Genomic DNA, 22,392 nt, shown 5'->3' on the forward strand with positions numbered 1-22,392 from the left:
TCATAGTCCTCTCGGGGGCCCTATGCCTTGCATCAAGCGGAAGTCATGCGACCGGCGGCGTGGCAGCGCATTCCCCCGCCGATGCCATACTGTCGTCGATCGATCTCTCCCGGGCATTCGCCATGAGCGGGCACTGGCGGTTCACGGCGTCGCAAGGTCCCGAGATTTCCGACCCGCTCGGCGATCCGGCCGAGAAAGCGCCGGGTGTCGTTCGGCTGTGCATCAGTCGGGACGCAGGTAAGACATGCCGCCCCAGCCTGAACCGGCTGCTGACGGTTACCGACAAGACCGACCTTTATACGGAGCCGCATTTCCTCAACGACGCCCGCGTCGTCCATCCGCGCCCCGACGTTCCGCTCCTGTTGCTTCAAGTGGCAAGCCTGCACAGCGGAGACGGGGATCAGCGCGTTGCGACCACGGCGCTCGTGTTCGACGCTGCCAGCGACGGATTCGTAGCCGTGTACGCGAAGCAGACGGGAGCAAACAATAATCAGGAGATCCGCTATGTGGAGTCAGGGCCACTCCGCGGCGCGATCCTCTCCGCCGAGCCCACGCGCAACGCCCCGTTCGGCTTCTGGATCACGGTCAACCAGCTCGGTGCCGGCGGGCGGTATAGGCAGACGCTCCGCTACCGAAGCGCGACCCGCTACGATGATGGAAACCCGCTGGCGGTCCTCGACTCCGAAATGCCCAATCTTCAGCAGCGCCTTGGGCTCTGGCGCCCGGGATCGCGGCTTCCCTTGCCCGCAGGCGTGTGTCCGCGACCGCGGTTGCTGGCGAAGGAGCTATGGTGTTTCGCGAAGCCGGCGGCATGATCTCTTCGATCGGCGCCCTGGCTCTGGTCAGCGAACCGCTGACGAACCCGGCATTCCTCAAATACTAGCCGTTGCCCGTGGCCCGTGCGGCCGGTTCGGACGCGGGCGTTACGGCCGGACCAGCGGCCTTGCGCTCGGAATAGCGGTCAACCAGTTGTGCGGCATGCGGTCGCACCAAGAGGGTGAACCGGATGAGTTCCTCCATTACGTCCACGATCCGGTCATAATAGCCGGAGGCGCGCATGCGGTCGTCGTCGCCGAACTCCTTATACGCCATCGCGACCGAGGACTGGTTGGGGATCGTGACCATCCGCATCCAGCGGCCGAGCAGGCGCAAGGTGTTCACGCTGTTGAACGACTGAGACCCGGCCGACACCTGCATGACGGCAAGTGTCCGGCCTTGGGTGGGGCGCATGCCACCCATCGACAGCGGCAGATGGTCGATCTGCGCCTTCATTACCCCGGTGATCTGGCCATGCCGCTCTGGACTGCACCAGACCTGCCCTTCGGACCATAGCGATAGCGCGCGCAGTTCGTGCACCGCCGGATGGTCGTCGCCTGGCGCCTGATCGGGCAGAGGCAGGTCGGATGGATCGAAAATGCGAATCTCGGCGCCGAACAGCGTCAGCAGACGCGCAGCCTCCTCCACGCATAACCGCGAGAACGACCGTGCGCGCAACGAGCCATAGAGCAGCAGGATGCGCGGCGGTGGCTGGTCCGCCCCCAAGCCGAGCCCGGGTCGGTCGAGGACGAACGACCGGTCCAGCGCCGGAAGATGGTCAGGGTCAGCAAATGTTCGGAGCCGGGACATGGCGAACCTTTCAGACGAGCGTGAGCCGCAGGGCGAGGGTCGCCAGCGTGACCAGCAGCACCGGCAACGTCAGCACGACGCCAACCTTGCAGTAATACCCCCAACCAATCGGCACGCCTTTCTGCCCGAGCACGTGCAACCACAAGAGCGTCGCGAGCGAGCCGATCGGCGTTAGCTTGGGTCCGAGGTCGCAGCCGATCACATTGGCGTAGATCATCGCTTCGCGGACCGCGCCAGTCGCGTGGCTCGCCTCGATCGATAGCGCCCCGATCAGGACCGTGGGCATGTTGTTCATGAAAGACGAAAGCACCGCCGTAAGGATCCCGGTGCCAAACGCCGCCCCCCATACCCCACCCGCTGCGGCTCGGTTCAGCAGGACAGCGACATAGTCGGTAAGCCCCTGGTTGCGTAAACCGTAAACGACGAGATACATGCCGAGCGAGAAGATCACGACCTGCCACGGGGCACCGAGGAGCACCTTGCGGGTGGCGATGACATGACCGCGCGCGGCGACCGCCAGCAACACCGCCGCCCCCGATGCAGCGACCGCGCTGATCGGAACGCCGAGCGGGTCAAGGACGAAAAAGCCGATGAGCAGCAGAAGCAGCATGGCCCAACCCGTGCGGAACGTGGCAGCATCGCGGATCGCAGCGCCGGGCAGACGGAGCTTTCCCACGTCGTAGCCGGCTGGAATGTCGCGCCGGAAATATAGCCAGAGCACAAGCAACGTCGAGCCGACCGCCGCGAGATCGACCGGCAGCATCACCAGCGCATAGGCCCCAAAACCAAGCCGGAAGATGTCCGCGGAGACGATATTGACGAGGTTGGAGACCACCAGCGGCAGGCTGGCGGTGTCAGCGATGAAGCTGGCCGCCATTACGAATGCCAGCGTGGCCTTTGGCCCGTAGCCGAGGGCGCGCAGCATCGCGAGCACGATCGGCGTCAGGATCAGGGCCGCGCCGTCATTGGCGAACAAAGCAGACACGGCAGCGCCCAGCAGCACCACGAGCGCGAACAGTCGATGACCCTTGCCGCCGGCCCAGCGCGCGACGTGAAGCGCCGTCCATTCGAACAGTCCGGCTTCATCCAGCAACAGGCTGATGATGATGATCGCGACGAACGTGGCGGTCGCGTTCCAGACGATGTGCCAGACCACCGGCACGTCGCCCCACCCGATGACACCTGCCAGCAATGCCACGCCGGCACCCGCCATCGCGCTCCAGCCAATGCCCAGCCCTTTCGGCTGCCAGATCACGAAAACAATGGTGACGACGAAGATCAGCAGGGCCGCAAGCATCAGGCGATGCGCTGACCCGTGGCATCGACGACTGGTTCGCCGTCTTCCTTGGCGAACGCGCCAAGCTGCGCGTCGGGCAGGATATCCAGGACCGCTTCGGATGGACGACAGAGTTTGACGCCCAGCGGCGTGACGACCAGCGGCCGATTGATCAGGATCGGGTGCTCGATCATCGCGTCCACCAGTGCCGCGTCCGAAAGCGTACCGTCGCCCAGCCCGAGCTCGGCGTAGGGCGTCCCTTTCTCCCGCAGCAGATCGCGGGGTTGCAGCCCCGCGCGTGCGATCAACTGAACGAGCAACGCGCGCGCTGGCGGGGTCTTCAGATATTCCACCACATGCGGCTCGACACCCGAGTTGCGGATCAACGCAAGGGTGTTGCGGGACGTGCCGCAGGCAGGATTGTGGTAGATGACGATGTCGGTCATGACGCTCTTCCGGTCAGCAACAGGTAAGTTCGGCAAGCAGCGGCTCGCACAGTTCCGGACGGCCTTCGCAACAATCCTTCGCCAGGAACAGCATGAGGTCGCGAAGCGCATCGATGTTTGCGCGCTGAATGACCTGGCGCCCGCGCTTCTCGGAGGTGATCAGCCCCGCCTTCGCCAACACCGCGAGATGCGTCGAGAAAGTGCTTTGCGTGAGACCCGCATGGTCCACCAGCTGGCCGGTGGAAAGGCCGTCGGGTTCCTGTCGAACGAGCAGCCGAAACGCGCCCAGTCGCGTCGGGTGGGACAACGCGGCGAGAATGGCGAGGGCATCGTCGGTGAGCATCCATCGGGATTATACGATCGATTTCCGACCGTCAACCATCGGGGAAAACCGATGGGACGATTGCCCTATGAGCTGGATCGTACGGTTTCGTCGGGGTTCAGCTCCGGCGGAGGATCGCGCGGTACAGATGTGTGTCGGCCAGGGAGTAATAGAGCCAGATCTGCTCGCCCACGACGACCACCGAGGCTGCGAATGCGATGTCGGTCGCCGTTCGTTCCAGCGCGGGCGGCGGCGTGATGAGCGGTTCGATGCAGCGCCCGACGACCGTGGTATATTCGGCATCGAACGCGACCCACCCGATCCGCCAGCGCGCGTCATGGGTGGCGCCATTATAGAACATCACCGGGCGGTCCTTGTCCGTCGTCAGCAGCGGACCAGTCGAAAGATGCCAGCTATCCCAACTGTCCGTCCGCGACGCGAACGGATCCCGCTCATCGGTCCACGGCCCCGCGATGCCATCGCTGATCGCCAGACCGACGAGTGATGCTTCGTCCCGCGCGAACTCGTAGAACATGCGCCAGCCGCCGCCTTTGGTGCGATCGACCGTGGCCTCCTTGATGTTGCCCTGGCTCGGGGTGTTCTGCATGGCGACCCCCTGTTTCGTCAGACGGTCGATCGAGGGACCGGTGGCGTACAACATTTCGCCGTGCGAGTGCGTAGCGTCGACGCCCGTATAATAGATCACCACGCTGCCATCCGCTCGGAACACCGGGGTAGGGTCCTCGCAGCCGCCGATGTCGTCCAAGCCCGGGCCAGGGGCAAGCACGGGCGTATCGCTGGCGGTGAAGCGCAGCCCGTCGCTGCTCGTCGCATACCAGATCGTGCCGGTGTCGCCCGTCTCGCCAGGACGCGGTACGGCACGGACCAGCATGGCGTGGCTGCCGTCATCCAGCCCCCAGACGTAAGGGCTCATCAGGTCGCGGCGCGAGACCGCCTCGTTGCCGACCATCCCGAGCGGATCGATCTGCTCGACGTTGAAGTCCACCGCCATGTCAGGCCCCCTGCGCGACGGTGAGCGACAATGCGCCGTCGATCGTCACCGTGGTGCCGGTGATATAGTCGGCCGCGGGCGACAGGAGAAACACGACCAGCGTCGCAACCTCGTCGGGCCGCCCGGCGCGTCGCCAGGGGATCGCGGCTTCCTTGGCGGCAAGCTCGGTGGCGTTGTCGAGCGCGCTCTGGTTCATCGGCGTCAGGATCATTCCGGGCGCGACGCCATTGACCGCGATGCCCTTCGGCGCGAGTTCGAGAGCAAGCGTCGCCGTCAGCTGCGACAGCCCACCCTTGGCGGAATCGTAATCCACCCCGCCCGGGCGCGGCGCGCGTTCGTGGATCGAGGAAATGTTGACGATCCGCCCCTTCATCGCTTTCGCTTCGAGCCGCCGCACCATCGCGCGGCACGTCAGGAAGGGGCCGTAGAGATCCGATCGGATCACGCGGTCGAACTGTGCCAGTTCCATGTCCGCCAGCAACACGCCGCTCATGTTCAGGCCTGCGGAATTGACCAGCAGGCTGACGGTGCCGAACGTCTTTTCCGCCATGTCGAACAGTCGTGCCACCGCGGATTCGTCGCCTACGTCGGCCTGAACGGCGATCGCGCGCGTCTCGCCGCCGACCGATTCGCATACCCGCTGCGCCGCGGCCGCATCCTTGAAATAGGTGATCACGACCCGCGCCCCGGCATCGCCAAGCGCTTTTGCGCAGGCGGCGCCGATGCCCGATTCCCCACCCGTCACGATTGCCACGCTGGTATCGAACATCGTCTTTGCTCCTTTGTGCGGGGATGTCATCAGGTCGTGAGGGCGAGGGACATGGCGAGCCGCTTGCTCGATCCCGCCGCAATCTCGAGGATGCCGGGTTTGTCACGAAGGTCGCCGGCGTAGCCCACCGGATCGGCGAAGCCTTGCCATGGTTCGATGCATAGGAAGTCGGCGCCCGGCTTCGTCCACATCCCCAGCGTCGGGAAATCGGCGAAGTCGATCGCCAGCCGGGGACCGACCGGGGGACCATAGCTTGCGCTGCGGCTGTTCAGGCGATCGAATATGACCGCATCGGCGACGAACAGGTCATCGCGCAGTACCAGCGTATCGCCGGAAACGGGCGTCGGCTGCGGATCGGGCAGGAGAAAACCGTCTGCGTTGATCCGGCGGATCGGCGCAGGTTCGTCCTGCGCAAACCGGATCGTGTGCATCGCACGCGGCTGATCGAACGGGAGCGGCCACCGTAGCGCCGGATGGAACCCAAAGCTTGCCGGCATCGGAACGTCGCCGAGATTGGCGATGTTTGCCGTGACGCGCAGCTGCGTTGCCGACACGCAAAACTGGATGTCCAGCTGGAACGCGAACGGATAGACGGCGCGAGTCTGCTCGGATGCCGACAGCCGGAAGGTCACCGCGTCCGCTGCCTGGTCTATGATATCGAACGTCGAATGGCGTGCGAAACCGTGTTTGGGCATGGCATAGCGCTGGCCGTCGAGCCGATAGCATCCGCCTTCGAGCAAGCCGATCACCGGAAACAGAATCGGCGCGCGCCCATGCCAGACCGCGGGATCACCATCCCACAGCAAGTCGCGGCCATGCCCGTCGCGCAGAAACTGGAGCTCCGCACCAAGCTGCGAGATGCCCGCAGAGATCCCCCCGGACGAGATGGTTGGCAATTCCACCGACATGCTGCTCCCGTGGGTCAGATGTCATCGACCGCGCGAGCGGGCCGGATGACGGGCGGCCCCGACAAAGCCAGCAACGTCTCGAAAACACGAATGAATTATTGTTCATCATGCCGCGCGCTCGCCGGAGGGATCGCGTCCCGGTCTCGTGAACCGATGGGGCTTACGCCTGTCCGTGGATGCCGACCGCGGATCTCAGCCGCGGTGGCGGCGTGCCCGGTCGTAGGATCAAATTGCGCGCGGTGTCGGCAAGGGCGATCGAGCATCGGGATCGCTCGGGATCCCGATGCTCGACGACCGATCAGCCGTTCAGACGATCCTTGAGCGCCTTGGCGGGCGCGAAGCCGAGCTTCTTGGATGCCGCGATCTGGATGGTCTCGCCGTTCGACGGGTTGCGGCCTTCGCGCGCGGGGCTGTCCTTGACCTTGAACTTGCCGAACCCGGCAAGCGCGATTTCTTCCCCGGCCTGCGCCGCTTCGGCAATCGCTGCGAAGACGCTGTCGACGATCGCCTTGGCGTCTGCCTTGGAGATGTCGTTGGCGGTCGCGATCTTCTCGTTCAGCTCGGCATTGTTCATGGGACATGTCCTGTCTGTGATAGGGAGCCGGCCCCCTAGCGGGCCGAGCGCGTCGTGACCAGTCGCTCTTCGCCGCCAGGCACGATCTTGCGGTGGGTGGTGCTGGAAGCGCACAGACGGGATCGGTCAACCCGTGACCGCATGCGCCCCGCTCACTGAAGTCCGGATGCGGAAATGGGCGGCCGGGTTCCGAACGTCCGCAATCGCTTCGACCATGGTGCTGTCGAAGCCCCAGCGTTCGCGCCGTTTCGCTAGTGGTCGACAGCGACCGATCGATGTGCTGCCGCGCGCGGCACCGGGGTCATGACCAGCAGCGATACACCTTGTCGCGGCAGGGCAAACGCCAGGCTGGCAATACCGCCATGGACGCGAAGTTGTTCTGGATCCGGGTCCATCGTCGCAAGCTCAGCGGCCTTCAGCAACGCCGCCCGCTGTTCGTTCGTGGGGGCCAGCGGCGATCCCATCGCGCGCCAGGTGGCAAAGCTGTTCGAGTGGTCCGCGTCGATCCGATACTGCGTCAGCGCAACGCCCCGCGCGAACGCACGCGGCAAGCGGCGCAGTTGGAGGTGTATCTCGGCCTTTGGTCCGGGTTGATCGTCGTCGTGATAGTGCCAGACCAGAACTGAAACGGCGTCTCCGTCGAGACTGGCGACGCTGCCGACGTCCGCGGTGTCGCGCACGCCGTCACGCAGTACCGTGTCCAACGCGACCTGATGGTCGGACGTGGCCGGGAGATACCGCCCCGTCATTTTGGCGAACATCTTGAAGAGGTTCATGATCGGCAAATCGATGCCATTCGAGGTCAGTTGCCGGAAACCGGCGAACGGCGCCTGATCCTCGAATTCGAATGCCCAGGACAGGATACCCTCGAGATGCAGGCCACGCCGCCCCGCGAGCGCCAACAGGCGCGGGAACGCGGCGGCCGTATAGCTCGAGTACAGGGTGCCGTTGCGGTAGGCGTTGGCCGGACCCTGACAGGCCGCACAGCCTTCCGGGTCCGCTTCACCGATGATGATGGGCGTGTTCCGGAAGGCAGGGTTCGCGGCGATCGCGGCGAACTCGTGATCGGCCGCCTTCAGCTGCGCGTTCAAGCCCATGCGAACATGACGGCCGTTCGCGTCCGCGATGACTTCGGGCTGGCCCTTGGCGTGGAAGGAGAGGAAGTCGAGGGGCATCCCGGCCGCTTGCTCGTGCGCCATGAACGCCGCGAGGAAATCGTCACCGGCGCCCGCGCTGTCCGGTCCGCCGACCCGCGCCTCCGGCAAGGCCCGCCGCACGCCACGGACGGCAGCGTCGTGCAGGCGAAAGAACTCTTCGCGCGTGCCACCCCAATAATATTGCGGCAAATTGGCTTCGTTCCAGGTCTCGAAATACCAGCTTGCCACGTCTTGGCGGCCATAGCGTGCGATGCAGTGCAGCACCCACGCGTGGATCAGCGCCTCCCAACGACCGTAATCGCGCGGCGGATAGGCCCAACCGGTCCGCAACGTGCCGCTGCCCGGTCGCCAGTCGTGTTGATAGGGGAGGGGCTTGGTCGACAGGGCCTGCGGCATGAAGCCGAGTTCGACATAGGGTTTGACCCCACGGGCGCGGTACGTGTCGAAGATCCGGTCGACAACGCTCCAGTTGTAGATCGCCCGCCCGTCCGGAGTTTCGGAATAGATGCCGGTGGACCCCCATTTGAAGGCAGGCGTGCCGTCGCCCGACGTCAGCAGATTATGGGTTCGGAAGTATACGCGATCATGGGCGAGGGAACCCAATGTCGCCAACGTGCTGCGGCCGTCCTTCATCGTTGCGTAATTGGGTTCGTCCGCACCAAAGAAGCGCCAGACCGGGTCGACGGGCTTTCCCGGACTGCCTGCATCGATCGCGATGGTGACCGGAAAACTTGGGGTGCCAGGATCGGAACGGGCGCAGGCGGGTGCGCAGACGGCCATCGCCGCGGCTGTCATCATTCCAAGCCGTTTCATTGTGTCACCACCTGCCCATGCCCGTGGAGGATGCTGACGACGGGACTGATGCAAGCGCTTGGACGGAAAGGCGCAACGCGCCAGGGCAGGCGGCCTGCCGCCCGTTCCTGGGATGCGGCGCACCTGGGCAGCCCGAGAGGGCGTTGCCGGCCGCGGCTTCGCTCATGCGATCGGGGCTACAAGATCGGAGCAAGCCACACCATCTCGCTGGCGCGCGCTTTCAGCTCCAGCGATCAAAGGACGTACCCATGAACATCGATCTCCAAGGCAAGACCGCTCTCGTCACGGGTTCGACCGAAGGCATCGGCTTCGGTATCGCGCAGGGGCTTGCAAAGGCGGGTGCGGCGGTGGTGCTCAACGGCCGAACGCCGGAAAAGGTCGACGCCGCGGTCGCGCGGATCGGCGGCAGTGCGCGCGGCGTAGCCGCCGATCTCGGCAGCGTCGAGGGCCATGATCTCCTGTTCGCTGCGGTGCCGCAGGCGGACATCGTCGTCAGCAATCTTGGCATCTTCCAGCCTGCCGACTTCTTCGAGACCGACGACGCCACCTGGGACCGGCACTGGCAGGTCAACGTGATGGCTGGCGTACGACTGGCGCGAGCATATCTGCCGGGGATGGAAGCAAAAGGCTGGGGGCGCTTCCTCCTGCTGGCGTCGGAATCGGCATTCAACATTCCAGTCGAGATGATCCATTACGGGGTCAGCAAGACCGCCGACGTTGCTCTCGCGCGGGGGCTTGCGAAGCGGATGGCCGGCACCGGCGTGACCGTGAACTCGGTGCTGCCCGGCCCGACACTGTCCGAGGGCGTCGAGGCGATGCTGGAGACGGAGCGTGCCCGATCCGGCAAGCCGATCGCGGACGTCGCCGCGGCGTTCGTGCAGAAGCACCGGTCCAGCTCGATCATCCAGCGCGCGGCGACGGTCGAAGAAGTGGCGAATATGGTCGTCTATCTCGCGTCGCCCTTGGCGTCGGCCACGACGGGGGCTGCTCTTCGCGTCGACGGGGGCGTGATCGATACCTTGATGTGAGCCACCGGGGGAACGCGGCGCATGGCCGGACCCTGGCTGACGAAGAAAGCGACGACCCCATCCGCGGAACGCCCGAGGACGCGGACCGCTCACGCCTTCACGAGCATCCGCTTGGGCCGTCGGTGCTGCGCGCGAGAGAACAGCGCGAACGTGCGATTGACGTAATTGGCCACGCCGCTGAGGCTGTTGATATATGCCTTCACGTCGGGAACGAGGACCGCCTCGACGAGGCGTGGAATACGATCCGGGTCGGGGGTATCGAAGCGGAGATAAAACCACGGCTGACCGCGTCGCAGCTTCAACGGCTGAGTCACATCATGCCACTCGAACGCCCACATCAGCTGGCGCGGCCAGATGTGGACCGGGAACCGCCCGCCGATCATCAAGCCCGGCATGGCGAGTGACCCATAATCCAGGAACGGTGGAAACTGGTTCAACCAGGCCGGCGTGTCAGAGAGAAACACATAGGGCGTGACGATCTGGATGATTGGTCGATCCGGATGTCGCCATTCATTGCGGGCCACGACGGTGAGCATCTGGTTGAGCGCCTTCGAACGCACGGTGCTTTGCGGTCCATCGATATTGACCAGATGCGGCTGGCCCTTGGGATCGAAATCGAAGCGCAGGTGCAGGTCGACCGGACAGGATACGACGATGTTGCGTGCGTCGAAATCAATTGCGGCGGGGCATAACTGCACGGATTTGGCCGACTGCGGTTTGGCCACCTTGCGGTCGAACGCAGATGGCGCGTCCCAGATCAGGCTTGCCGCAGTCGGCATGAGTGCCCAGCCGATCTCGGCGGGGGCAGTGCGGGACCGAGTACGCGTAAACATACCAATGACCTCTTTCTCGACCGAGCCGCGCGCGAAACCAAGCGTGTGCGCGATCAACGCTGCGATCCATGCTCCTTCGGCGCGGCGGAAAATCATTTCCGGCATCATCTGTTTAACGGATGCGGCACTACCCCCGAATCGGGCATAAACTCACAAGAACGTGCTTCGGGGCAGAGGGGCCGTCAATAGAGAGTGTGTAGTGGATAGGTCGAGCGGCAAGAGATGCCGTTCGGCTAACGATCGACCATGTGTTAGCTCTATAGAGGGATCAGTTCGATGACGCTGAGGACATTCTCCTTCAATCTTTCCGACATTGAATTTCTGTTGGCGCAGATCAACTTTCGCCCGCTATTCACCAAGAATGCGAACGGCGTCTTGGTTGTGGTCATCAACTGGACCGGCGATAGTGCGGTTTACGACGCAAACGGTACGCTGATCGTAGATCCGACCAATGGCGGGCAGCATGTCCCGACGCCGACGGAAATCAGCGCCAATCTCGCGCTGTATGGCGCATCGTACAGCGGGTATGTCGACATCGCGGGGCTGCGCTACGTAACAGGAAATTACAATAACCTATTGCCTGGCCAGCAATTCTGGGGCGCGGCCAATCAACCGTTCACGCGGCAGTCGGCGGCGGATTTTAATCATTACCTGAAACAGGTGCTGGGCGCAGTCTCGACCTCCACCAGCCAGAGCGCCGTCGCCAGTGATGGCCCGCTGACGAGCCATACCACCACGGTTCCGGTCGGCAACGGCACGGTGACGGTCACGTACAATACGTTGGATCACAGTGTCGTGGCGACGACGACGACGACGACGGACGGACATCATCTCGTCGTGTCGACCAATACGTTGAGCCAGACGCTGACGGTCCAGACGATGATTTCGGACGCGTCCGGGACCCATGCTGCGGGCGCGCCGGTCACGACGCCACTGGCGCCATCGAGCTATCTTTCGGGCGGCGAGCTCGACCCGACCTATCACCCCGGCCTGGCTGCCAAGATCACCGCGGCGCAGACCGTAGGCACGACCACCGGGCTCGACATGGCGAGCTACAATCCGGGCAAGAGCGTCGTCGACTACACCCCGCGAATGATCAGCGAGACCGTCACCACCGGCGGCCATGTGACCTATGACGCCAAGGGGCACTATCTCAGCGGCGACGGCGTCGTCCTGATGCACGATGCCAAGGGACATGTGGTCTATTATTCGGGACAGACCTCGGCGCAGCTCCAGGCGTTCCAATATGATGCGAGCAAGACGATCGATACCCGCGGACTGGTCGTCGGCGCGGCGATCGTCGATACGTCGGTTCCGCTGCAGCCGGGGCAGCCCGATGGGTCGGGAGGCGTCACGCCCAACGGCGATGCCAACCTGTACAGCGGCGCGGGGTATGGGACGCTCGCGACCGTCGGGCAGCACGACAAGCAGAATACCGATGCGAACAATATCACCGGGTTCGGCAATCACGAATATTTTTACGGCAATATCGCCTCGATCGGCGGCAACGCACCGAACAACCAGTTTCTCGCGCTGTTCGGACAGTTCTTCGATCATGGCCTCGACTTCATCGGCAAGGCGGCGGTCGACGGGCAGGGACATAGCGTCAACATCACGATCCCGCTCGCGGTCAACGATCCGCTCTACGGCGTGATCGGCAACGACGGACGGCCGACGACGTCGATCACCATCACGCGCGCGACCGTCGACAATACCTGGCTGAAGGATACCGCGGGGAACGTCCTCGATGGACACGACCCGGCGCATTCGGTGGTCGATGCCAACGGTGTCGCGGTGAAGGATGCCAATGGTCTCGCCTTGTCGCGCGCGGGCGCGGATGGCGTCTGGGGGACCGCGGATGACATCGCTTCGCTCGGCGGGGCGACGCAGAACTCCACGGTCGGCGCGGTTCTCGCGCCGCAGAACCCGACCTACATCAACCACTCGTCGCCCTATATCGACCAGAGCCAGACGTACGGCTCGGCGAGCGACGTCACGCAGATCCTGCGCGAATGGGTGGCCGATCCGAACCACCCGGGGCAGTATGTCGCGGGCGCCAAGTTGCTGGATGGGCACCAGACCGTATCGTACACCAACGCATTCGGCGCAGCGACGACCGCCACGCTGCCGACGCTGAACGAACTGCGCGCGGCGGTCACGGCGACCGGACGAACGGCGCTGACGTGGGACGACGTGACCGACGCGCTCCGGCATCGCGATGCGCAAGGCCATGTCGGCTATTATGACAGCACGGGGACCGAGGTCGCGTACCTCGACGGCCAGACCGTCAACGGAACGACGGTGATCGGCGGACAATTGCACTGGGTCGACCCGACCAAGGCTGGACCGGTCGACCTGACCGGGTTGATCACACATTCCAGCGCCGAACCGCTTCTGATCGACATCAACCCGCACGTGGACGGCGCACACCTCACGTCGGCGCTTGCGCTCGATGCGATCGCCACGCTCAACGCGAGCCTTGCGGGAGTCGGCAGCCTTGCGATCGTCAATGGCGTCGTGACGCTCACCGTCGCGGCGGGCTTGCCCGGTGCGGGAACCTATACCGGCGTTGCGGCCCTGTCGCCCTGGGTCAACTTCACCGATTTCAGCATCACCAAGACACTCTTCAACGCGCCCGGCGCGCCGATCAGCGACGCGGTGCACGCGGCGGTCGGGGAAGTGCTGCTGGATTCGGTCGGCGACCATTATGTCGCCGGCGACGGGCGCGCGAACGAGAATTTCGGCCTGACCGCGATTCATCAAGTCTGGCACGAGGAGCATGGCTTCCAGGTGCAGAACCTCGAGGCGACGATCGCCAGCCTCGACGCGCAGGCGACCGCGTCGGATCATCTGAACGGCACCAGCCTCAACCCCAATCACACGACCGTGCACAATTGGGAAACCGCGGTTGCCGTAACCAACCAGACGATCACCGACAGCTTCGTCTCGAGCGTCAAAGACGCGAAGGGGACAGGTAACCACTTCGAGGCGACCGGCGGCGTCCTGGCACGCGATACCGACGGGAACTTCTACGCTGCCAGCACCACCCTCGCGACGGCGCAGGCAGACACTCAGCATCACTTTGCCGGCTATGTCATGGTCGACAATACGGTGTCCGCGACGATCCAGGGCGGCGTGGTGACCAACGGCATCTCCGCGGCAGGCAATTACACCGATGCGAACGGGTTGCTCTCGTGGAACCAGGATACCGTCTTCAACGGCGCCAAGGTGACCGTCGAGATGGAGTATCAGCATGTCGCGGTCGATCAATTCTCCCGCGCCGTGTCGCCCAACATCCAGGAGTTCGCCGGCGTCAGCACCGCGCGCAACGCGGCGATCTCGCTCGAATTCGGGCAGGCGGCGTATCGCTTCGGCCATTCGACGCTGCGCGAGACGCTCGACACGATGGATCCGGCGGGAGGCGTCACGGGCAAGATCATGAGCTACGCGCTGGAGGAAGCCTTCCTCAACCCCGGCAAGTTCGCAACCGTCGGTGCGGGCGCGGTCGTCCAGGGTGCGGCGCGCCAGCTGATGAACGAAGTCGACCAGATCGTGACGCCAAGCCTCAACGAAGGGCTGCTCGCGCAACCGCTCGATCTAGGCGCGATCAACATCGCGCGCGGTCGCGATATCGGCCTGCCCACGCTCAACGCGTTCAAGGCGGCAGCGGGGATCGGGCAGGTCTATACGAGCTGGGCGGCGTTCCAGCAGAATATGGTCCACCCTGAGAGGATCGCCGATTTCGTCGCGGCCTATTCCTTCGATGGCGATCTGGCCAAGGCTTCGACGATCGTCGATCTCGCGAATTTGCAGGCGGGGCAGACGCTGTCCGACAGCGAGGCGGCGATCGCCGCGACCAACGGCTGGGATCAGCTCTACGCGCACAATTTCATGAACAACATCGGCGTCGGCGATCCTGCCGACGGGGTCAATCATATCGACCTCTGGATCGGCGGCCTTGCCGAAGTCCATGTCGCCGGCGGCCTGCTCGGTGAAACGTTCGACGCGATCTTCGTCAACCAGATCGAGAATTTGATGGACGGCGACCGCTTCTATTATCTCCAGCGGCTGGTCAACACGTCCTTCGGCAATGAAATCCAGAACGAACAGTTCAAGGACATCGTCGAGCGCAATACCGGGACGCAACATCTCAACGGCAACATCTTTGCCTATGCGGACGAATATTACGACCAGGGTCGCGCCGCGAAAGTCGCGACCGGCGATCTGAGCGATCCGACCAAGGCGGGCGATCTGTACGCCGGGTCCAAATCCGACGGCAGCTGGGTCAAGGTGTTCGACGCGGCCACGCATCTGTGGTCCGGGTCGACGCCGGGTGTCTTCAATTCCACGGTCGTCAAGACCGGGGCGATCTACGACCTGTGGGGGCAACAGGTCACCGACCTGTTCGACGCCAACCACGTCAAGGTCTTCGACCGGACGACGATGGCCTGGACCAACGCGGCGTTGGCCGATGGCAGCAAGCCGCTCTATTATGACGCCAACACCGACGCCAACGGCGTCGCCAGCGCCACGCCGACGTCGTTCGTCTATCTCGGCGCGGACCAGCACAAATATGGTGCGATCATCGATGCGCATGCGGCGGACACGAACGGCCTGACCAGCGACAATGGGTTGAACAGCGTCGGCGGGCACGGCGTCGGCATCTATTCCGAGGATGCGGCGACCACTGCGCTCAACGGCAACATCGGGCGGCACAATGTCACGCTGGCATTCGGCGACGACACCACCCCGGGTTCGCCGGTGATCAGCTTCGGCGAGAATTACATCTACGATGCGCGCCCCGACGCCACGACGGTCAACAAGGACGGCAGCATCGATGGCGGCGCCAATTCTGCTGAAGTGATCGTCGGCACCAAGTTCGACGACTTCATCCAGATGGGGATTGGCGACGACACCGCTTACGGTGATGGCGGCAACGATATCATCTACGGCGGCAACGCCAATGCGGGGCACAACTCGATCTACGGTGGTGACGGCAACGACTATCTGGTCGGCGGCGACGCGCCCGACCTGATCGATGGCGGCACCGGCGACGACTGGATCTTCGGTGAATCCTCGGGTTCGAGCGTCAACGGTCTCGACCAGCTGATCGGTGGCGCGGGCAACGATCATATCTTCGGCGGCATCGGCATCGACAAGATCTTCGGCGGCGTCGGCGACGACTATATCTATGGTGGTCAGGATACCGACCCGACCGTCTTCGGTGGCGACGGGAACGACTATATCAACGGCGGTACCGGGGTCGACACGCTCAACGGCGACAATGGCGATGATATCCTCGACGGCGGTCCAGGCGTCGACCAATTGTTCGGCGGCAGCGGCGACGACATCCTGCGTCCCGGCGATATCGCCGATGTCGCCGGCAACGGCGGCGGCGGCGACGTGCTGATCGGGGGCGACTCCGCGACCAACGCCAATGGCACCAGCACCGACGACGGGTTCGATTTTGCGGACTATAGCCAGCAGACCGGCACCAACGGCCTAGTCGGCGATCTCGCCAACCAGGCGGCGGTTAGCCAGCTGCCCAGGGACAAGACGCCGTTGCCTCCGGGGATTACCGCTGCAACGACGACGGGCGATGTCTGGTTCGAGATGGAAGGGATCATCGGCACCAAGAACGCCGATCATCTCTACGGCGACAGCCCGGCCGATCCGAGCGCGACACCGGTCAGCCATGGCGACAACTGGCTCGTCGGCGGATCGGGCAACGACGTGATCATGGGCCGCGGTGGCAACGATGTGATCATCGGCGGATCGATCCGGCTCGACAGCCTGATCGGCACCTACGCCAGCCCCTCGCACCCGACGGACGCCTATCAGGCGGCCAACGACTTCTCGACCAATGCCGAAGGGGCGAGCCACCGCATCTATGACGATGCGACGCTGCAGCATAACGGCCTGCTCGACGCGGCGAACGCCGCCGTCGTCGCCGACGGCTTCGCCGGGGTCAGCTTCGAGAAGCACCTGACGACGCTGCTGCAATCGCGCGCCTACAAGGACTATGTGCTCGGCGACAACGGGACTGACGGGACAGCGAATATCGCGGCCTATACCGGGGCCTTCACCGATTACGACATCAAGAGCGTGACCGTCACCGATGCGAGCGGCCATGTCATTTCGGCCTTGCTGGTTCACGATCATCGTCCGGTCGGGCCAACCGGCCTGCTGGCGGATGGTATCACGCCAGGCGATGGCACCGACCTGCTGGTCGGGATCCAGGCGCTCGAGTTCAATTTCAACGAGACCACCGGGACCGGCACGGTCTTCAACCTGTCGACGCAGGTGTTCCAGTCCCCGGCGACCTTCTCGCTCAACGAGAACACGACGCTCGCTGGAACGGTGGCGGCGGTAGCGACGCTTCCGGTCAGCTATTCGATCGTTACCGGAGCCGGCGCCGGCGCCGACGCGGCGCTGTTCACGATCAACGCGACGACGGGCGCCCTTTCGTTCCGCACAGCACCCAATTTCGAGGCACCGCTCGCCGCGGGCGGCGGCAATATCTACGACGTCGTGGTGCAGGCGAGCGATGCCGCCGGCGCAACGATGCAGGATATCAAGGTCAGCGTCGTCAACGTCGACGAAGCCGCGACGGGCAGCCTCAACCTGTCGAGCTATTCGATCAACGGGGCGGCCGTCACGCTCAACGCGACCAGCACGGTTGCTGACCCGGACGTGATCGGCGCGCTGACGCTCAGCTATCAATGGCAGTCGTCGGCCAACGGCACCGCATGGACCAATATCGCGGGGCGGACCACAGCCTCCCTGACCACCACGGCGGCGCAGGCGAACCAGTTCGTCCGGCTCCAGGTAACCTATACCGATCCATTCGGGCAGCACACGGTAGCCTCGACCGAGACCGCCTATATCGGGACGGCAGGTGCCAACACCACCATCGGAACCGCCGGGACCGACCTGGTCTTCGGTCTCGGAGGTACGGACACGCTGGGCGGCGGCGGGGGCGACGATGTCTTCGTCTTCAGTGGCACCACGGCCGCGGTCGCGGTCAACGGCGGGGCGGGCAGCGACACGATCAAGGCGATTGCCGACAATACCGTGATCGCACTGTCGTCGATCGCCAATGTCGAGGCGATCACGGCGGACGGCCACGCCGGGGTTACCATCGCCGGAACCAACGCCGCCGATACGCTCGACTTTTCGACGGTCACGCTGACCGGCATCACCTCGATCAATGGCGGCGGGGGCGCCGACACCATCACCGGCTCGGCCGGCGCCGACGTGATCGACGGTGGCGCTGGTAACGACACGCTCTACGGCGGGGGAGGGAACGACACGTTCCTGATCGGCCTGAACAGCGGCGTCGACGCGCTTTACGGCGGCGCTGGTGCGGATACGATCCTTGCCACGGCGAATGGGGCGACGATCGGGCTGGGGACCAGTTTCTCGCTGGCAGCCAACAGTATCGAGGCGATTTCCGCCGGGGCCTTCACAGGGGTAACGATCGCCGGCACGAACGGAACGGACGTCTATGATTTCAGTGGCACGACGCTCACCGGAATTACCGTCATCAGCGGCGGCGGGGGCAGCGACACCATTACCGGGTCGGCCGGCAACGACACGATCGACGGCGGCTCCGGCGACGACACGCTATACGGTGGCGTCGGCAACGACACCTTCCTGATCGGTGCCAATAGCGGGGTCGATGCGATCTTCGGTGGGATCGGCAACGACACCATCGTCGCCTCGCAGAACAATGTCGTCATTGGTCTGGGGACGAGTTTCAACCTGGCCACCAATGGTGTGGAAACGATTTCGGCGGGGGCATTCGCGAACGTCGTGATCAACGGCACCGGTAACGCCGATACCTATGATTTCACGGGCATCACCCTGACCGGCATCGGTTCGATCAACGGTGGCGCGGGGAACGACATCATCACGGGCTCCGCGGGGAACGACACGATCGTCGGCGGCGCCGGTGCCGACACGCTTCGCGGCGGTGGCGGCAGCAACCGCTTCGTCTACAACGCGGTCTCGGAGTCGACCGGTACGAACACCGGTACGAACTACGATTTCCTCGCAGACTTTGACTTCGCCAAGGACAAGATCGTCCTGCCCGGCGCCGTGGATGTGTGGAACACGTATCGGCCCACCATCACTAGCGGGACGCTCAGCACCGCTACCTTCAACGCCAATCTGGCGGCGATCTTCAACGGTGCGTTGCAACCCAATTCGGCGGAATTCTTCACGCCGACCGCGGGAACACTGGCGGGGCACACGTTCCTGGTCATCGATGGCAATGGCATCGCGGGCTACCAGGCCGGCCAGGACTGGGTGTTCGAGGTCAGCCATCTGCCCACCAATCTGACCGGGCCGCTCGCGGTCGACTTCATCGTCTGACGCCACCGTCGCGGTCCCCGCTTCGGGCGGCGGGGATCGCGGCGGTGTCGGCTTTGCCGCGACGGGGCGCGGCGTTCGTCAAATGGGGAAGCAATAATGAAGCGTGGATGCCACTATTGGCACATCGGGGTTGCAGCATTCCTTCTTACTTCGCTGGTGATCGTATCGGGGGCAGGCGCAACGACGCCTGATCCCATTCTCCTTCCACCCCCCAGCGGAGCGCCGCTCGACATCGACTTCACCAAGGACCCGCTGTTGCGTTTCGCGCATACGGCGGCGCCGGAGCGACCGTTCCTGCAGGCATTGGGAACAGCGGTCGAACACCATCCGTCGGTCGAGTCGGCAATCGCCGACCAGCAGGCGACCAAGGCGGTGCGAACCCAGGTTCGCTCGGGTCTGTTTCCCAAGCTCGACACGCAACTGCTCTACAATCGCGTCCTCTCCCGCGATTTCGCCGGTCGTACCGCGATCGTCGAAAGCCTGCAGCCGCGGATCAGGACCGACCTGACCGTCACGGGCGACCAGCTCCTGTTCGATTTCGGCGCGACGGGCAACCGGATCGCCGCTGCCAACGACCGGATCAAGGCGGCAAGTGCCGAGGTCGAACGCGTCGCCGCCGAAACCGCCTTGCGGGCGATTGCCGCCTGGTACGACGTGTTGGCCTATCAATCCCTGTGCGACCTCAGTTCCGCAATGGTGACCCGGCAGACCGAAATACTGGCCGACGTTCGGTTGCGGGCCGCGCAAGGTGTCGGGCCGATCAGCGATATTGCGCGCGCCGAGGCGATGCTTGCCGACGCGCAGGCGCAGGGGACGCGCTTCGACCGGCAACTCGCGCAATCGCGCAATCGCTACCGGGAAGTCTTTCAGGACGAACCGCCAAACCGTCTCGATCGACCGCTTCCGAGCAGCAGCCTTGCCCGCAGCCGGGATGCCGCCGAGGCGCTCGCCAGCAAATCGCCCAGCGTTCAGGTCGCGCGGCATCGCGCGGAAGCGGCGCGGCGGGACTATCGCGCGGTGCGGGACGACCGCCTGCCGCGCCTGTCGGCGGGCGTGAACGGCGCGCGCTACGACGTTTTCACCAGCAGCGATTATGAAGTTCGGGGCACCATCGTCCTGCGGCAGAGCCTGTTTGCAGGCGGCCATCAGCGCGGGCTGATCGATCAGGCCAGCGCGCAGGCTCGCTCCGCCGACTTCATCGCGGACCGGGTCGAGGGCGAGGCCGATCGCGACGCCGGGGTCGCCTTCACCGACCTCGAGGCGCTCGGTCGTACATCGGCGCGGCTGGAGGCGGCCTATATCGCCAATCGCCGTGTCCGCGATGCCTATGCCGAGCAATTCCGCGTCTCGCGCGGCACGCTGATCGAGTTGCTGCGCGCGGAACAGGACTATTTCGTCGCCGCCACCAGCTATCTGCAGGCGACGATCGATGTCGACGTCGCGCGGTACACGCTGCTGACGCGGACGGGCGAAATTCTGCCGCTCGCTGGGCTTCAATTTGTCTCCAACGAGTCTTCAGGGAGCCGATGACGATGACCGAACACCCGATCGTCCTGCACAAGCCGCGCCTGGCGGCATGGTTGATGGACCCGATCCGCGCGAGCCGCGGCCTGTATCTGCAGGTCGCGCTGGCCGCCACGCTCGTCAACCTGTTCAGCCTGGCGACCAGCCTGTTCTCGATGACGGTGTACAATCGGATCGTCCCGAACAACGCGACCGACTCCCTGATTGCACTGTCGGTCGGGATGGGCATCGTGCTGGTGTTCGATTTCGTCCTGCGCTCGCTGCGGGGCTACTTCGTCGATATCGCGGGGCGGCGGATCGATGCCACTGTCGGTACCGCGATCTTCGACCGTATGCTGTCGATGCGCATGGAAAGCCGCAAAGGATCGAACGGCGCCTTTGCTGGGTTGCTCCGCGAATTCGAATCGCTGCGGGATTTCTTCGCCTCCGCGACGCTCGTCGCGATCGTGGATGTCCCGTTCATCCTGTTGTTCCTGACCGTCATCTGGGCGATCGGCGGGTGGGTCGTCATCGTCCCGCTCGCGCTCGTTCCGGCGGTGATCGGGGTAGGGCTGTTCTCGCAGCCGTCGCTTGGCGAACTGGCGGGCAAGGGGCTGACGCAGGGCATGTCGAAGCAGGGCGTGCTGGTCGAAACCATTTCGGGGCTGGAGACGATCAAATCGTCGTCGGCCGGTCCTTTGATGGCGCGCCGCTGGGCGCAGGCGGTCGAGGATCATGCGGCATCGTCGCTGAAGCAGCGCCTGGTCGCCGCGGTCACCATCAACGTCGCGCAGTCCGCGCAACAGGTCTGCTACATCGGGGTCGTCATCCTCGGCGTCTATCTCGTGGCCGATCACCAGTTGACGATGGGCGGCCTCATCGCCGCATCGATCCTCGGCAGCCGCTGCGTCGCCCCGCTGGGGCAGATCGCAAGCTTGCTGACCCGCATCAGCCACACGCGCTCGGCCTACGCCCATATCGACCAGTTGATGCAAAGCGGCGGCGAGGCGCGGGACGATACCCGTTACCTGCGTCGACCCAAACTCGACGGCACGATCGAGTTCCGCAACGTCATCTTCCGGTATCCCGGCAGCACGGTCCGCGCGCTCGACGACGTGAGTTTCCTGATCGAGCCCGGCGAACACGTGGCGATCGTCGGCCGGGTCGGGTCGGGCAAATCGACGATCGCGCGCCTGATCCTGGGGCTCTACGAGCCAAGCGAGGGCGCCGTGCTCGTGGACGATGCCGACGTCCGCCAGCTTCATCCGGAGGATCTCCGACGCAATATCGGCGCGGTGCTGCAGGACGTCTTCCTCCTGACCGGCTCGGTCCGCGAGAACATCGCTCTGGGGAACAGCGCGGTCGACGACGCCGCGGTGCTCCGCGCGGCCCGCGTGTCGGGAACGCATGATTTCATCGGCCAGATGCCCAACGGTTATGATCTGAAGCTCGCGGATCGCGGCGAAGGGTTGTCGGGCGGTCAGCGGCAGTCGATTGCGATGGCGCGGGCGCTCGCCAGTGATCATCCGATCCTGTTGTTCGACGAACCGACCAGCGCGATGGATATCCAGTCCGAGAACGCGCTGATCGCGCGGCTCGAAACCGAGCTGCAGCGCAAGACCGTCGTCCTCGTCACGCACCGCCAATCCATGCTGCGGTTGGCGGACCGTGTCATCATCATGGACCACGGAAAGATCGTCGCCGCCGGTCCGCGCGACGACGTGCTCAAATCCGTCGCCGTCAACTGAA

15 protein-coding genes are annotated in these 22,392 nt (G+C 64.5%); 5 read left to right on the forward strand and 10 right to left on the reverse strand.

The window, feature by feature from the left end; translation table 11 throughout:
- Window positions 1-59 precede the first annotated feature (59 nt).
- The gene (locus L8G49_RS11765) at window positions 60-815 is read left to right on the forward strand and encodes a hypothetical protein (protein ID WP_242185884.1); all 756 of its coding nucleotides are present in this window, start codon (window positions 60-62) and stop codon (window positions 813-815) included.
- A gap of 64 nt (window positions 816-879) precedes the next feature.
- On the opposite strand, the gene arsH is transcribed toward L8G49_RS11765, so the two are convergent.
- The 9 genes from arsH to L8G49_RS11810 all read right to left on the reverse strand — a co-directional run bounded on the left by arsH (window position 880) and on the right by L8G49_RS11810 (window position 8,903).
- Window positions 880-1,626: an arsenical resistance protein ArsH gene (gene arsH, locus L8G49_RS11770; protein WP_242185887.1), complete on the reverse strand. Its 747-nt coding sequence runs from the start codon at window positions 1,624-1,626 to the stop codon at window positions 880-882.
- A gap of 10 nt (window positions 1,627-1,636) precedes the next feature.
- On the reverse strand, window positions 1,637-2,923 hold the full coding sequence (locus tag L8G49_RS11775; protein WP_242185889.1) for an arsenic transporter: 1,287 nt from the start codon (window positions 2,921-2,923) through the stop codon (window positions 1,637-1,639).
- Window positions 2,923-3,348, reverse strand: coding sequence for an arsenate reductase (glutaredoxin) (gene arsC, locus L8G49_RS11780; RefSeq protein WP_242185891.1), 426 nt, complete (start codon window positions 3,346-3,348; stop codon window positions 2,923-2,925). The genes L8G49_RS11775 and arsC overlap by 1 nt, the downstream gene beginning before the upstream one ends.
- A 13-nt stretch (window positions 3,349-3,361) precedes the next feature.
- Window positions 3,362-3,691: a metalloregulator ArsR/SmtB family transcription factor gene (locus L8G49_RS11785; RefSeq protein ID WP_242185892.1), complete on the reverse strand. Its 330-nt coding sequence runs from the start codon at window positions 3,689-3,691 to the stop codon at window positions 3,362-3,364.
- Window positions 3,692-3,788: 97 nt separating this feature from the next.
- On the reverse strand, window positions 3,789-4,682 hold the full coding sequence (locus L8G49_RS11790) for a glycosidase (RefSeq protein ID WP_242185894.1): 894 nt from the start codon (window positions 4,680-4,682) through the stop codon (window positions 3,789-3,791).
- 1 nt (window position 4,683) lies between these two features.
- Window positions 4,684-5,451, reverse strand: coding sequence for an SDR family oxidoreductase (locus L8G49_RS11795; RefSeq protein WP_242185897.1), 768 nt, complete (start codon window positions 5,449-5,451; stop codon window positions 4,684-4,686).
- Window positions 5,452-5,480: 29 nt separating this feature from the next.
- Window positions 5,481-6,359, reverse strand: a complete 879-nt coding sequence (locus L8G49_RS11800) for an aldose 1-epimerase family protein (RefSeq protein ID WP_242185899.1) — start codon at window positions 6,357-6,359, stop codon at window positions 5,481-5,483.
- Window positions 6,360-6,657: 298 nt separating this feature from the next.
- Entirely contained in the window at window positions 6,658-6,933 is a 276-nt protein-coding gene (locus L8G49_RS11805) for an HU family DNA-binding protein (protein ID WP_242138888.1), read from the reverse strand.
- Window positions 6,934-7,184: 251 nt separating this feature from the next.
- Window positions 7,185-8,903, reverse strand: coding sequence for a beta-xylosidase (locus L8G49_RS11810; protein ID WP_242185901.1), 1,719 nt, complete (start codon window positions 8,901-8,903; stop codon window positions 7,185-7,187).
- Window positions 8,904-9,151: 248 nt separating this feature from the next.
- Here L8G49_RS11810 and L8G49_RS11815 point away from each other — a divergent pair, with 248 nt between their 5' ends.
- Window positions 9,152-9,931 (forward strand): SDR family oxidoreductase, encoded by a 780-nt coding sequence (locus L8G49_RS11815; RefSeq protein ID WP_242185903.1) that lies wholly within the window; start codon window positions 9,152-9,154, stop codon window positions 9,929-9,931.
- 89 nt (window positions 9,932-10,020) lie between these two features.
- Here L8G49_RS11815 and L8G49_RS11820 read toward each other — a convergent pair whose 3' ends face one another.
- Complete coding sequence (locus L8G49_RS11820; protein ID WP_242185905.1) at window positions 10,021-10,764, reverse strand: hypothetical protein; 744 nt, start codon at window positions 10,762-10,764, stop codon at window positions 10,021-10,023.
- A gap of 276 nt (window positions 10,765-11,040) precedes the next feature.
- Between L8G49_RS11820 and L8G49_RS11825 the strand changes: the two genes are divergently transcribed.
- From L8G49_RS11825 to L8G49_RS11835, 3 genes are all read left to right on the forward strand, one after another.
- Entirely contained in the window at window positions 11,041-19,140 is an 8,100-nt protein-coding gene (locus L8G49_RS11825) for a peroxidase family protein (protein ID WP_242185907.1), read from the forward strand.
- Between the two features lie 96 nt (window positions 19,141-19,236).
- Complete coding sequence (locus L8G49_RS11830; protein ID WP_242185908.1) at window positions 19,237-20,670, forward strand: TolC family protein; 1,434 nt, start codon at window positions 19,237-19,239, stop codon at window positions 20,668-20,670.
- Between the two features lie 2 nt (window positions 20,671-20,672).
- Window positions 20,673-22,391 (forward strand): type I secretion system permease/ATPase, encoded by a 1,719-nt coding sequence (locus L8G49_RS11835; protein WP_242138895.1) that lies wholly within the window; start codon window positions 20,673-20,675, stop codon window positions 22,389-22,391.
- The last annotated feature ends 1 nt before the right edge of the window (window position 22,392 follow it).

The sequence above is a fragment of the Sphingomonas sp. CARO-RG-8B-R24-01 genome (assembly GCF_022662295.1).
Lineage (GTDB): Bacteria > Pseudomonadota > Alphaproteobacteria > Sphingomonadales > Sphingomonadaceae > Sphingomonas.